General features: G+C 63.3%; 13 protein-coding genes and 1 tRNA gene. 7 read left to right on the top strand and 7 right to left on the bottom strand.

Annotation, left to right across the window (positions count from 1 at the left end; genetic code table 11):
- Nucleotides 1-36 precede the first annotated feature (36 nt).
- The 4 genes from JAO74_RS03790 to JAO74_RS03775 form a co-directional block, all read right to left on the bottom strand.
- A complete protein-coding gene (locus JAO74_RS03790; protein WP_233150653.1) occupies nucleotides 37-855 on the bottom strand; it encodes a PEPxxWA-CTERM sorting domain-containing protein in 819 nt (272 codons plus the stop codon).
- A 69-nt stretch (nucleotides 856-924) separates the two neighbouring features.
- Nucleotides 925-3,012 carry a LamG-like jellyroll fold domain-containing protein gene (locus tag JAO74_RS03785; protein WP_199035318.1) on the bottom strand — a complete coding sequence of 696 codons (2,088 nt, stop codon included), beginning with the start codon at nucleotides 3,010-3,012 and terminating at the stop codon, nucleotides 925-927.
- Nucleotides 3,013-3,155: 143 nt separating this feature from the next.
- Nucleotides 3,156-3,569, bottom strand: coding sequence for a YybH family protein (locus JAO74_RS03780; RefSeq protein ID WP_199035316.1), 414 nt, complete (start codon nucleotides 3,567-3,569; stop codon nucleotides 3,156-3,158).
- Nucleotides 3,566-5,050: a GGDEF domain-containing phosphodiesterase gene (locus tag JAO74_RS03775; protein ID WP_199035314.1), complete on the bottom strand. Its 1,485-nt coding sequence runs from the start codon at nucleotides 5,048-5,050 to the stop codon at nucleotides 3,566-3,568. Before JAO74_RS03775 ends, JAO74_RS03780 begins: the two co-directional genes overlap by 4 nt.
- A gap of 87 nt (nucleotides 5,051-5,137) precedes the next feature.
- Here JAO74_RS03775 and moaA point away from each other — a divergent pair, with 87 nt between their 5' ends.
- The 3 genes from moaA to JAO74_RS03760 all read left to right on the top strand — a co-directional run bounded on the left by moaA (nucleotide 5,138) and on the right by JAO74_RS03760 (nucleotide 7,079).
- Entirely contained in the window at nucleotides 5,138-6,157 is a 1,020-nt protein-coding gene (moaA, locus tag JAO74_RS03770; protein ID WP_199035312.1) for a GTP 3',8-cyclase MoaA, read from the top strand.
- A complete protein-coding gene (locus JAO74_RS03765) occupies nucleotides 6,154-6,933 on the top strand; it encodes an NAD kinase (RefSeq protein WP_199035310.1) in 780 nt (259 codons plus the stop codon). Before moaA ends, JAO74_RS03765 begins: the two co-directional genes overlap by 4 nt.
- Nucleotides 6,934-7,004: 71 nt before the next feature.
- A tRNA-Asn gene (locus JAO74_RS03760) sits at nucleotides 7,005-7,079 on the top strand.
- Between the two features lie 66 nt (nucleotides 7,080-7,145).
- On the opposite strand, the gene JAO74_RS03755 is transcribed toward JAO74_RS03760, so the two are convergent.
- Nucleotides 7,146-7,322 (bottom strand): hypothetical protein, encoded by a 177-nt coding sequence (locus JAO74_RS03755; RefSeq protein ID WP_199035308.1) that lies wholly within the window; start codon nucleotides 7,320-7,322, stop codon nucleotides 7,146-7,148.
- Between the two features lie 40 nt (nucleotides 7,323-7,362).
- Nucleotides 7,363-7,815, bottom strand: coding sequence for a site-specific integrase (locus tag JAO74_RS03750; RefSeq protein WP_199035306.1), 453 nt, complete (start codon nucleotides 7,813-7,815; stop codon nucleotides 7,363-7,365).
- A 191-nt stretch (nucleotides 7,816-8,006) separates the two neighbouring features.
- Here JAO74_RS03750 and JAO74_RS03745 point away from each other — a divergent pair, with 191 nt between their 5' ends.
- The 4 genes from JAO74_RS03745 (at nucleotide 8,007) to JAO74_RS03730 (ending at nucleotide 12,101) form a co-directional block, all read left to right on the top strand.
- Nucleotides 8,007-8,570, top strand: coding sequence for a hypothetical protein (locus tag JAO74_RS03745; protein WP_199035304.1), 564 nt, complete (start codon nucleotides 8,007-8,009; stop codon nucleotides 8,568-8,570).
- A 217-nt stretch (nucleotides 8,571-8,787) separates the two neighbouring features.
- On the top strand, nucleotides 8,788-10,029 hold the full coding sequence (locus JAO74_RS03740; RefSeq protein ID WP_233150652.1) for a hypothetical protein: 1,242 nt from the start codon (nucleotides 8,788-8,790) through the stop codon (nucleotides 10,027-10,029).
- A 285-nt stretch (nucleotides 10,030-10,314) separates the two neighbouring features.
- Nucleotides 10,315-11,073 carry a hypothetical protein gene (locus JAO74_RS03735; RefSeq protein ID WP_199035301.1) on the top strand — a complete coding sequence of 253 codons (759 nt, stop codon included), beginning with the start codon at nucleotides 10,315-10,317 and terminating at the stop codon, nucleotides 11,071-11,073.
- 86 nt (nucleotides 11,074-11,159) lie between these two features.
- Nucleotides 11,160-12,101, top strand: a complete 942-nt coding sequence (locus tag JAO74_RS03730) for a glycosyltransferase family protein (protein ID WP_199035299.1) — start codon at nucleotides 11,160-11,162, stop codon at nucleotides 12,099-12,101.
- A gap of 69 nt (nucleotides 12,102-12,170) precedes the next feature.
- Here JAO74_RS03730 and JAO74_RS03725 read toward each other — a convergent pair whose 3' ends face one another.
- Entirely contained in the window at nucleotides 12,171-12,377 is a 207-nt protein-coding gene (locus JAO74_RS03725) for a hypothetical protein (protein WP_199035297.1), read from the bottom strand.
- Nucleotides 12,378-12,380 lie beyond the last annotated feature (3 nt).

The following is a 12,380-nucleotide window of genomic DNA, read 5'->3' as shown; positions in this document are numbered from 1 at the left end:
GCGCCACCACCGGCGGCGCCCATGAAGGTCTTTCGATCAGACGGCGAAGGTGACGCGCGCGGTGCGGCGACGGCGCATGGCGACGCCGATCGCGCCGAAGCCGGCGATCATCATCGTCCAGCTGGCGGGCTCCGGCACGGCGCTGACGCTGAAATTGACGATCCGGCCGATCTGGGTGGCGGTCAGCCCCTCGGTACGCGGCGCGGCCTGCAGCGCGGCGCCGGTGGTCCGGGCGAGCGTGACGTCGCTGGCGAGCGGGCCGTTTTCGTCACGCGCCAGGAACGCGAAGTTCAGCAGGCTGACGCTTTCGCCGGCGGCGACGTTCAGCAGGAAGCGGGCGTTGTAGCGATCGGGGGTGATCGCCGCCTGGGCGAGACCGTTATTGCCCGATACCAGCGCGAGCACGGCATCCTCAATGCAGTTGCCGTCGCCGTCGTCCTGACAGCTGACGATCAGGCCGGCATTGTTCGTGCTGACGAGCTCGTCACCGTCGGAGCCGAGATTGCCGAAGAAGTTGACGGTGGTGCTGATCGCCGACCGGCCGGCGTTGGTAAAGGTGTCGAAGAAGCGGAAGACGTTGCCGTCGAGCAGTTCCACCTGCCGCGACAGCGTCAGGCCGCCGAGGCCGGTGTTGAAGAAGCCGAAATTGTCGAAGGTGTCGGCGCCGCCGTCCTGCACCGATCCGAACGCGCGGTTGCTGGGCGAGGCGTTGCCGCCCGGCCCGACATAGCGGCTGCCGAAACCGGTGCCGGTGAAGATGTCGCCGCTCGCCTGAAACTGGGCGGCATGGGCGATGGCGGGGGCGATGGCGGCGATGGCGGCGATGGCGAGCGCCATCATCGAGAAATTCTTCATGTCGTGTCTCCTGAATGGGGGGCGCGCGAAGCGGGCCGGCGGAGGGCGCCGGCCCGGTCGTTCACGCGATCATGCGCGGCGGGCGGTGAGCCATTGTTCGGGCTTCAGCGGGCGGCCGACGAGGCGGACTTCGCCGATATGGCCGAAATAGCCATCGACGCGGCTACCGTTCCACCACGACGCGCCGAGTATCCACGGCCTGTCGACGCCCTGCGACCGCATGCCGATCGCGCCGGTGACGTTGCGCAGGACGGGTGCGCCCTCGACATACATGATCGTCTCCCGCGTGGCGGGATCGCAGACGATGGCGACGTGATACCAGGTGTCGCGCATGATCTCGCCCGACCAGTTCGACTGAGGCTGGCTGGAGTTGGTGGCCGGCACGACCTCCCACTGCACTTCGCGGAGCGACGAGATGGCGAACAGGACCGACGATGCCTCGCGGTCGCCGCCGTTAAAGCCGGGCAGATTGCCGCGGTTGCCGACGCGGCCGAGGATATTGCCCCAGCGATGGTTCTCCCGCGTCCAGTTCGCGTCGACCTTGATGAAGGCTTCGACCGTATAGCCGTCCCAGAAGCTGCGGTTGTTCACGGCCGCGTCGATCGCGGTCGAGAAGGAGCTGTTGCGGACGGTGACCTTGTCGGTGTTCACGAAGCGCACGCTGGCCGGGCATGACGACAGGTGGTGGCGATCGTCGGACCAGACCACGTCCTCGACCTGTGCCGGACCGGCGAGCGCGACGCGCTTCATCGGAAACTGGCCGAGCGCGTCGGGCAGGGTTTCGCCCACCGCGACCGCCATGCCGGCCTTGCCCGCGACGGGGCGCCAATGGGCATAGGTATCGGCGACCTGCGGATAGTCGTTTTCGTCGCGCGGCGGCACCTGTTCGGGGACGGTCGGTTCGACATAACCGGCGAGCAGGTCCTGCTTCACGCGCGGCAGGATCGGCGTGCCGACGGTGGCCAGCGTCGGCTTCCACTTCATGAAGCCCGCGAACCGCTTCTTGAAGTTCATCTCGATGCTGAACTGCTCGTTCGCTTCGGGCAGCACGGCGCGGTCGAACTGGTTGAGCGTGTTCTTCGGCTTCTGCACGACCCAAGGCGAGAACGACAGAACGTCGATGCGGTTGGCCGACAGATCGAATTCGTACAGCCGCATCAGCGCGTTACCGCCCTGATAGGCCATCTGGTAATCGACCACCATCTCTTCGACCGGGTTGCCGAAATCGTTGATCTTGGTCAGCCGGGCGGCGCCGTGGTGATGGCCGTTCAGCGTCATGAAGATCTGGTCGTTGTCGCGGATCAGCTTGTCCCACAACATCTTGCCATATTCGGTTTCGAGCGGGCTGACCGCGTCCTTGTCGATGTTGAGCAACTGGTGGTTCGACAGGATGACCGGCAAAGTCGGGTTGCGGCGGATCACGTCGCGCGCCCAGGCGATGGCATTGTCGGAGATGCGCCATGACAGCGACAGCACCATGAACTGGATGCCGTGCGCCTCGAACACGTGATATTCGTGGAAGCCGGTGCCGTCGCGTTCGCGGAAGGTCGCCTGCGCGGCGGCGCGGGTCTTCGGGAACCACGTGATATAGGGTTCGGCCGAGGGATTGCGCTGGGCATCGGTGCCCGATCCCTGATCCCAGGCGCCGCGATATTCGTAATCGACGAGCACGTCGTGATTGCCCGCGAGGATCGAATAGGGGACGCGGGCCGCCTCCAGTTGCTTCATCGCGGCGTCGGCCACCTTCCACTGATCGGGCTTGCCGACCTGATCGACTACGTCGCCGAGGTGGATGACGAACGGGATGTTGTAGGATGCGGCGTTCCTGGCGATCCAAGCGGTCTGGGCCGCGAACGGCTCGCTGCCGTATTTGCGGGAGAACTGGCTGTTCTCCGCCGCCGTGGCGTAGCGCGAATAGAATTGCGTGTCGGGCAGCACCGCAACGGTGAAGCTGGTCGTCGCGGTCGAGACGCGCGATGAGGCGAGCGTCGTCGCATCGCTGGTCGTGCTGGTGGCCGACGGGTTGCCGCTGTCGTCGTCGCATCCGCTCAACAGGCCGGCGCCCAGCGGCAGGACGGTGAGGCCGGCCGCGTTACGCAACACGGCGCGACGATCCGCCACCCGGCGCAGCGGGCGCCGTTCGTTCTTTGTATCCATGATGTGTATTCCCCCGTCGGCATCTTTGCCGCTGGGGTTGCCCTAGTTCGGAATTTTTACGCTACCATTGCAGTACCAATATAGATCCATGACGGGATGATGCGATCCCGATGACATTTGGGGCAACAGGATTGACGGTTTTGTCAGCTGCTGTGATCGGACATGATCCGCCAAGCCGATCCGCGACGCTCGAAGATCAAGGTCGTCAGCCCGGTCTGCATTTGCGGACCATGCAGCGTCCAGCGCCCGATCAGCAGGTGATGGCGGGCGTCGATCGGGCGTTCGACCAGCGGTTCGATCGTCAGCTTGCCGCGCGTATTCGTGCCGCCGACGAAGCTGGGGGCATAATGTTCGGCGATGGTCGGCTTGCCGCGGACCACGCCCTTGCTGGTCACATAGATCGCGTCTTCGGCATAGGCCGCCATGAAACGATCGAGGCTGCCGGTGTTCCAGCCCGCGACGCTGTCCGCCAGCGCAGCGGCCGGCGACGAAGCGGCGGCGGGTGCCGCGGCCGGTGCGACGATCGCGGTGGCGAGCATCAGGACCACAGGCATCATCGTTCCTTCTCCACCATCGCCGCCAGTGCCGCCTCGTCCAGCGCCCCTGCCCGCAGGAAACCCTGATACCAGCCGCATCCCTCCGCCGCGAGCAGCGCGAGTTGCTGCGGCGTCTCGACACCCTCGGCGATCACCGCGAGGCCGAGTGCGCGGGCGATCTCGATCACGCCGCGTACCACCACCCGGTCGCGCGGATTGCCGGTGATGTCGCGGGCGAGCGCCTTGTCGATCTTGAGATAATCGAGCGGCAACGCCTTCAGATAGGCGAGGCTGGAATAGCCGGTGCCGAAATCATCGATCGCGATCCGGCACCCTGCCCCGCGCAACTCGGTGAGCAGGGCGGCGGCCCGGTCCAGTTCCTGGATCATGCCCGTCTCGGTAATCTCGACCGTCAGGCGACCGCGTGGGAAGCCGCTGGCATCGACGCGGTCGAGGAACAGGCGCGCGAAGCCGGCGCGCGCGACGTCGGCGGCGGTCAGGTTCAAGGAAAGCCGCAACGCATCCAGCACGCGCGGCCAGCGAGCGGCCCGGGCGAGCGTCAGTTGCTGGATATGGTCGGACAGCGCGATCCCGAGGTCGGCGCGATCGGCGGCGGCGAACAGTGTGTCGGCGCCGAGTGGCCCCAGCCGGGGATGCTCCCACCGGGCCAGCGCCTCTACACCGACGATGCAGCCGCTGGAGATTTCGACCTGTGGCTGGAACACGATGCCGATGCCGCCGCCGGTGATCGCATGGTGCAGGTCGGCGGCGAGATCGTCCAGCGACCCCGCATCCTCCGGCCCCGCGACGCGGGTCGTGGCGCCGTCGCTGATCCGCGCCTGTGCCAGTGCGTCGCCGGCGCGGCGGACCAGCGTGTCGGCATCCTCCCCGCCCTCATGCTTGGCGACGCCGACCCGGTTACCGAGCAGCATCGGCCCGCCATCGACATCGAACGGACGCGCCAGCGCCGTGCCGATCGCGGCCAGCGCGGGATGCCAGTCGCCGTCCAGTCCGACGAGAAAACGCGCGCCGCCGACACGTGTGACGAACGCGTGCGGCCCGGCGGCATCGGCGATCCGGCCGGCGATCTGCGCGGTGGCGGCATCGACGCGGTCGCGACCGTGCGCGGCATTGACCAGATCGAGCCGCGACAGGGCCACGACGATCAACGCACAGGGACGCTTCGCCGCGACCTGTTCCGCCAGCCAGTCCTGCACCCGCGCGGCATCATCGCCATCGACATCGGCAAGCTCGCGGCGTTCCGTCATGCCGGCGCGACGGGCATAACGAAGCGCGACGGCGATCTCCGCCTCGTCGCGCGGCGCGGCGAGGAAGGCGAAGGCGCCGGCATCGAGGAAGTCGTCGGCGATGGCGGCATCGTCGGTCAGGACGAGCAACGCTTCCCCCTGCCGGGCACGAGACCGCACCTCGGCCAACGCCGCCTGGGCGCGTCCGCGGGCGTCGATCAGGTCGACCGCGCGTCCTTCATCGGGATATATCATCGGTTGCAACCGTAGCCGGGTGTCGCGTCGCCCTCAATCCGGCATCGCCTCTTGCTGATGACCTGTACGCGCCCTAATTCGGGACCGATGTCGATCGCTCTGGCTCCTCCTCCATCCACGCTGATCGACGCCCATGGCCGGGCGATTCGCTATTTGCGCATTTCGGTCACCGACCGCTGCGATCTGCGCTGTCGATATTGCATGTCCGAACAGATGACGTTCCTGCCCCGATCGCAGGTGCTGAGCCTGGAAGAGATCGCGGTGATCGCCGAGCGATTCGTGGCGCGCGGCGTGAACAAGATCCGCTTGTCGGGTGGCGAGCCGCTGGTCCGGCGCGATGTTGGCGAACTGGTGCGCCGGCTGGGCGCGATGGTCGGGCGGCCGGGCGGGCTCGACGAACTGACGATGACGACCAACGGCACGCGGCTGGCCGAACACGCGCCCACGCTGATCGCGGCGGGCATGCGGCGGGTGAACGTCAGCCTCGACAGTCTGGACGCTGATCGTTTCCGGTTCATCACCCGCCATGGCGATGTTGCGCAGGTGATCGGTGGCATCCGTGCGGCGCGCGATGCGGGGCTGCGCGTGAAGATCAACATGGTCGCGCTGAAAGGGCTGAACGAGGACGAGATCGGCGGGATGCTGAGCTGGTGCGCCGACGAAGACCTCGACCTGTCGTTGATCGAGACGATGCCGCTGGGTGCCGTCGATGAGGACCGGGTCGATCGTTTCCTGCCGCTGACGCGCGTGTTCGAGGATTTGTCGACGCGCTTCCCCCTGGTGCGCGACACGCATCGCAGCGGTGGGCCGGCGCGGTACTGGCGGGTCGAGGGGACCAATACGCGGCTGGGCCTGATCTCGCCGCTGACCGCCAATTTCTGCGATGGCTGCAACCGGGTTCGCCTGACGACCGAGGGCAAGCTGTACATGTGCCTGGGCCATGACGATCAGGTCGATCTGAAAGCGGCGCTGCGCGACGGCGGGCTGGCGGCGGTGGATGCCGCGATCGATGTCGGCCTGCGCGAGAAGCCCGCCCGTCATGACTTCCGGATCGAGGCAGGCGCGGCGCCGGCGGTGGCACGGCATATGAGCGTGACCGGCGGATGAGCGGATATGAGCGGCGGGCGCTGGTCGCCTCGCCCACCGCGCCGGCGCAAGCGGCGGCCGCGGAACTGGCGGATGCGGCCGACTGGGTCGATGTCGAGAACGCCGATGTCGTGATCGCGCTGGGCGGCGATGGCTTCATGCTCCAGACGCTGCATCGGATGCTGGAACGGCGGACATCGCCGACCCCGGTGTTCGGCATGAACCTCGGCACGGTTGGGTTCCTGATGAACGAGTGGCGGCGGCATGGGCTGGAAGAGCGGCTGGCACGGGCGCGGCCGTTTCAGGTGACGCCGTTGCAGATGACCGCGACCGGGATCGACGGGCGCATCCACACCCTGCCCGCGATCAACGAGGTGTCGCTGCTGCGTGAGACGCGCCAGACCGCCAAGCTGGAGGTGATGGTGAACGGCCGCGTCGTGCTGCCCGAACTGGCGTGCGACGGCATCCTGTGCGCCACGCCGGCGGGATCGACCGCCTATAATTTGTCCGCGCATGGACCGATCCTGCCGCTGGGTGCGGGATTGCTGGCACTGACGCCGATCAGCCCGTTCCGCCCGCGTCGCTGGAACGGCGCGATCTTGCGCGATCAGGCTCGCATCACGCTGACGGTGCTGGAACCGGCCAAGCGCCCCGTCTCCGCCGTCGCCGACCAGCGAGAGGTGCGCGACGTGGCGCAGGTGGACATCTGCATGGACCGCGCGCGCGAGTTGACGCTATTGTTCGACCCCGAGCATGCGCTGGACGATCGGATCACGATGGAACAGTTTCTCGGCTGATCGTGCCTCCGAGTGCACGAACGGGGTTGCATCCTCTTTTCGGTCGATTATAGACCCGCCCACAGCAACGATCCCTGATAGCTCAGCGGTAGAGCTCTCGACTGTTAATCGAGCGGCCGTAGGTTCGAATCCTACTCAGGGAGCCACCCTTCATATAATACCTCGCTGTTGTAGGTGTTTGGGGGTAGGTTAGACATTCGTAGCTGCGAGGGCTAGACATTCCGCTCTCCCTTTTTGGGACGGGATTTCTCCCATTTCGACAATGCAGCGACGGCGGCATCCGCCATGCGGACCTGATCCGCGCCGCGCGTGTAATGCGCCACCTGATCGTCACGACTATACCCGGACAGCGACTTGAGCGTCTGATTCGCCATGTCCAGTTCAGCCATTCGCCTCCATGCTCGCCTTGCGCAGGCCATGGGCCGAACACTAGGACAGCCCGGCTGCGTCGCACTGCTTGCGAAACCAGTTGCCGAACCCTGCCCGGCTCCATGGCTGGCCGCGCTCAGTCAGCAGGAACGTAGTCGCGCCGGCGGGCGGCGGGGGCATGGCGGTCAGGGCTTCCAGCAACTGCGGCGCCACGGCGATCCACAGCGTCTTGCCGCCCTTTCCCTGCGTCACCTCGATTCGGCCGTCTACGATGGCGTCAGGCCCCATCTGGCGCACGTCGCTGCGCCGCTTCGTCGTCCATAGCAGCATTTCCATGGCGAGCCGCGCGCGCGTGCCGATCGGGTGACGATCTCGGTACTGGTCAATCTCCGCCTCGGTCCAGCTATGGAAGCCCTTCGTGCGGTCGGCCGCGGTATCCTTGATCTTCTCAGATTGCGTGACCGGGTTGTTCGGTCGCATCCGCGCCTTCACCGCAAACTCGAACAGGCGCACCAGTTCCTTGCGTAGCTTGCGGGCCGCGTGAATGCCGCCCTCGATCCGCTTGCCGCTGGTGTCGCGTACTGCCTTCTTGGCGAGGATCGCGTCGATATGCTCGAACTCCGCTGCTGGGATCGCAGGTCAGCGGCTTCACCGCGCCAGCGAACGCCCTCGACACCCGTCTTACCGCGCTCGGAGCATAAACCATGGCCCAGAACGACAACCGCCAGATCAACGTCATCCTGAACGAGATGGATACCCGGATCGCGTCGCTTGAGACGCGCCCCGTCCTCTCCGCCCTCTCCCTCGCCGCCAACAGCGTCACCGAAAACGCAGCGTCCAGTACTGTCATCGGCGGTATTCTCGGCAAGACGAGTGGTTCCACCCTGTCGCTGTTCAGTGACGACGGCGGCCGGTTCGCGATCAGCGGCACGAACCTCGTCACCGGCCTGACGAACATCGACTATGAGGCGGCGACATCCCGTAGCATCGTCCTGCGCGAGACGTTGGCCGGAGCAACGAACAGCCCGCGCGATACGTCGCTCGCAGTGGGCGTGCTCAACGTCTTTGAACAGCCGTCCCTCCGCGCGCTGCTCCTATCCTCGACCAGCCTGACGGTCGGGACGACGGCAAGCGGCGCGATCACCGAGGCGGCGACCGGCTCCACGATCACGGCGAGCGGTCTGCCGGCGGGATATACGGTGAACGGCCGGCGCGGACGTGGGCCTATGATGGCAGCGGACCTGCATCGAACAGCACGATCACGCTGACCGAGGCGCTGGGGGATAGCCCGAACAGTCCGCGTCCGTCGCAGATCGGAATCACGGTTGCCACGGCCTCTACGCCCGTCACGCTTGCCCCCAACATGCCGGCCTTTACGCCAGTAACAACTTCGGGCACCGGTCGAATCGACACCGACGCACAAGCGCCGACACATCGTTCACTATCGGCAGCGTCGATAACGTCAATACGCAACTTCAAGTGGCGGTGACCGCTGACAACTCCCTTGGGGTGTACTTCGAGAACGGTATCCAGCGAGGTTCCACGCTGTTCAACATCAAACGTCGTCTTAACAGTACTGACTACAATCACAGCGAAGGAACGAACAAGTCGTGGCCACGTGCTCTCGCCACCGGTGACGTGGTTGAATTTCTAAATTCCGGCACGCCACGTCAAATCAGCGTTACGCTTAATCGCGATGTGGTGTTCGGCCCCTTCCCCCTGTCCAGCACGGAAAGCTCGGAGCCGGGGGCGGTGTGGGGAGATGCTTGGACGACAGCGGCAACCCATGCCGGTGCGCGATCCAACTCCGCCAACCGGCCGGTTACAGTCGGGCAGGTGGACATGCCCATGATCGTTACCTCGCCTGTGCTTCGCACGTCCGGAGAATTGATCGCGACAGTGGCCTATGTCGGGTCGCCTGACGCCTTCCGTGCGCGTGTCGTCAAGAAGTCGGACACCGCTGCCGTGGTTTCCGATTGGCAGGCCGCGACCGTTACGGCGACCACCGGCACAGGCAATGCTTCGATCAAGCTGTCGCCGACTGTGACCGGTACGAACATCGGGACGGATGTGGTGCTTGAAGTCCAGCACATGAAGAACGGTTCGCCGGTCGCCAACGCCAGCGGTAAGGTTGGCTACTATTCCCGTCCATCGTTCATGCCGCTGGCGATGGGGTATAATCTTGGCCGTTCGGTTGGTGATGAACGCCCGATCGTCAATGACGTGACCAAGGAAATGCTGTTCGAGTCTTCGCAATCTGCATACCGCACGCCACAGAAGTATTTGCTTGGGGAAGGCCACTTTATTACTAACGCGGGCTGCGCGTTGACTAATCCGCTAAACGACACCAGTTTTACTATTTCCAGCAACAGCGATGGTACTCGCCATGACGTGAATTGGACCGGGGATACCTTGGTGGGGACCCGCTTCATCGGGTTGGGAGGAAAGCCGCGCCCAACCTCGCTCAAGTATTTTCCGAACCACCAAGACCCTGCGTCAATCAATGGGGGCATCCTGCCGCAGCTATCGGCTGCGGACATGGGCGGTGGCTTCCGTGATCTGGACTTTGGCGGGGCCAATGCTGAATTGAGCGATGGGTTATTCAATACGCCCGAAAACAGGTCGAAGCCCACCAGCGAAAACTACATCAACAACGGCGGTCTAGGCTTTCCGGCGGCGGACGGCCTGCCGTATGAGGTCATGGTGGCCGTTGCCAATCAGCAGTAAGCGGCGAACAACAAGGCGCGTAACTGGGGGCATGTCGACACCATCGCCGGCAGCGATCAGTTCTATATCGACCAGTACACCTATATTCGGGATAACCTTAACCCGAACATCATCATCCATGCCGAATTCGGCAACGCCCGTGGGGGATATAACCAGAGCCGCCCGGCCTACGAGGGCGCGAAGATCGGTCTGGCGAACGGTACAGCCTATCCTAATCTGATCTGGGTAAAGAGTGGCGGCAACGGCCTTGGGAAAAGTCCCGCTGTGTCGGCCGGGCAGGTTATCATGTACGGCGGCAGCGGCACTGGCGCGAACGGCTACGTGTTCCCCGGCGGCAACTTGCTCTGGCAGGCAAAGCGCAATGTTGCCGCTGGCGCCGATATTGCGCCGGGTGATGGCTGGCAAGAAATCGTCGGCAACGCGGCGATGTTCAGCGCAGCCCGAAAGTGGCTGGGCAAGCGCAGCGTAGATGTATGGACGATCGCAAAGAATATCTTCGGTGCCACCGCCTTTGCAGCCCGTTTCCGCCCGACCATCTGCGGGCAAGCGCGAACGACGACGCTCGACCATCTGGCCGATGAACTCAACGTATCCGGCTTCATGGATATCGTGCGCAGCATCGGCAATAGCGCCTATAGCTACGACAATTTCCCGGTGGAAAGCACGGAGATTACGGCAGACTCGATGTATCAAGGGTTCGTTGACGATATGAATACCGGTCACCCCGCCCGTATCGGTCAATGGAACGATGCGGTATTGCGGGCTGGCAAAGAGAACTACTGGTACGAACTTGGGCTGCATCCGAATATCTACACGCCGGGTGCTAGCAACCAGTACAAGAATGCTTGGTCAACGCTATCGACACAGGGAGTACGGCTTCGAGAACTCGACCGCCTGCACGCCCGCAATATGCGCGAGCGGACCAGCGGCGCGGCCTTCTATTTCCTTGGGTTCTTCGGCAACGTATGGGCGCTACGCCCCAACGGCTACACCGACACGACCTCGCCGCGCTGGCTGGGCCATAAGGACGGGCTGACTGCTTAAGCGCCGCATGCGGAAACCAGGGACGCATGATGGAGCATCATGCGTCCCTACGCCATTGCTCTCGCTGCCACCGTCAGCTTCTCGCTATGATCAACGAGTCCCTGACGGAGTGCCTGCTTGCAGTTGTCATAGTTTTCGGCAAAGGCCCTAATTCAGGGTTTGGGGCGCTGGAGAAATTCGCCGTGAATGCATACGAGTGCGCTTTGCGAAAAACTGTACCAGTATACATCAATAATTTTAATCTGCCAACATACACACGCCGCTTGGTTGACAGTTTGATAGCTAACGGCTTTGCTAACATCGTGATAATTGATCAAGCGAGCGAGGGCGTAGCTACCCAATGCATGCTTGATGAGGTCGAGCGCATCCACGGGTGCCGTGTCATCAGACGACGGACGAATAAGGGGCCTCGATATTTCTTCGACTCGTTGGCATACTTGTTTGCGGAAAAGGTTTTCTTTTACACAGACCCTGACATCGAGCTGCCATCTCCGCTACCTTCCGATTTCGTGAGTAGGCTTTTAGTTCTATCGAAAGAGCTGAAAATCGGAAAGGTAGGATGTGCGCTGGATATTAGTGACAGTCATCTTTTCGAAGAGCTTAAGGTTCGGCAATATGATGAACCTATTGCAATGGGTATTGCCGAATACGAAAATCGATATTGGCTGACTCCGGTTAGACCTGACGTGTTTGATGCAAAAGTTGATACAACGTTGGCTTTGTACAATCGTCGATATTTTCACCTTTGGCATTTCTTTAAAGCGGTTCGTGTGGCTGGTGAATTTACCATCAAACACCGGCCTTGGTATAAAGATAAAAAAATGCCGGCCAATGAAGCTGAATACTATGCGAAAATTTGTGAGTACTCGTCCTGGCTTAATACTGACCTATCCGGAAAAAACCTATTTAAATCAACCCCTCCAGTGTACCTTATTAATAAGTACAAAGAAGCGCGCTGGAGATGGTGGCAGATTAAAGGGCGCATGGCTGGATGGGCAAAGTCGCTGATCCCGACCAGAAGGGTGTAGATAATCGCCTGTTCGCGAATGGATGTTTGTGGCTACTGCGCTCTGGCGCTCATACCTGAAAGCACGAAGTCAGGTTTCTCGGATGTCATCCCCGTTTCGGTCGGCATATGGCTGGTCGTGCGACCCCGTGGCGAACACGATCAGGTCGCCGGCCGCCACTTCGCGCCGTGATCGCCGGTCCCAGATCCGATGCACGAAGTCGGGCGGCCCGAACGCGCGCCGGGCAGCCAGATACTCGTCACCGCGGAACCCGACGAAATGCACCGCACGCGCCATCCC

Origin of the sequence: Sphingomonas mollis, assembly GCF_016427505.1 — a bacterium.
Taxonomy (GTDB): Bacteria; Pseudomonadota; Alphaproteobacteria; order Sphingomonadales; family Sphingomonadaceae; genus Sphingomonas; species Sphingomonas mollis.
The sequence above is the reverse complement of the archived record's forward strand: the minus strand, read 5'-3'. Positions and strand labels throughout refer to the sequence as shown.

What these genes read in the sequence shown, in the direction of transcription:
- moaA (WP_199035312.1), top strand. Translation starts at nt 5,138, where the DNA reads ATGTCGATCGCTCTGGCTCCTCCTCCATCCACGCTGATCGACGCCCAT.
- JAO74_RS03780 (WP_199035316.1), bottom strand. Translation starts at nt 3,569, where the DNA reads ATGATGCCTGTGGTCCTGATGCTCGCCACCGCGATCGTCGCACCGGCC.
- JAO74_RS03725 (WP_199035297.1), bottom strand. Translation starts at nt 12,377, where the DNA reads ATGGCGCGTGCGGTGCATTTCGTCGGGTTCCGCGGTGACGAGTATCTG.
- JAO74_RS03775 (WP_199035314.1), bottom strand. Translation starts at nt 5,050, where the DNA reads ATGATATATCCCGATGAAGGACGCGCGGTCGACCTGATCGACGCCCGC.
- JAO74_RS03735 (WP_199035301.1), top strand. Translation starts at nt 10,315, where the DNA reads ATGTACGGCGGCAGCGGCACTGGCGCGAACGGCTACGTGTTCCCCGGC.
- JAO74_RS03785 (WP_199035318.1), bottom strand. Translation starts at nt 3,012, where the DNA reads ATGGATACAAAGAACGAACGGCGCCCGCTGCGCCGGGTGGCGGATCGT.
- JAO74_RS03745 (WP_199035304.1), top strand. Translation starts at nt 8,007, where the DNA reads ATGGCCCAGAACGACAACCGCCAGATCAACGTCATCCTGAACGAGATG.
- JAO74_RS03790 (WP_233150653.1), bottom strand. Translation starts at nt 855, where the DNA reads ATGAAGAATTTCTCGATGATGGCGCTCGCCATCGCCGCCATCGCCGCC.
- JAO74_RS03730 (WP_199035299.1), top strand. Translation starts at nt 11,160, where the DNA reads ATGATCAACGAGTCCCTGACGGAGTGCCTGCTTGCAGTTGTCATAGTT.
- JAO74_RS03755 (WP_199035308.1), bottom strand. Translation starts at nt 7,322, where the DNA reads ATGGCTGAACTGGACATGGCGAATCAGACGCTCAAGTCGCTGTCCGGG.
- JAO74_RS03765 (WP_199035310.1), top strand. Translation starts at nt 6,154, where the DNA reads ATGAGCGGATATGAGCGGCGGGCGCTGGTCGCCTCGCCCACCGCGCCG.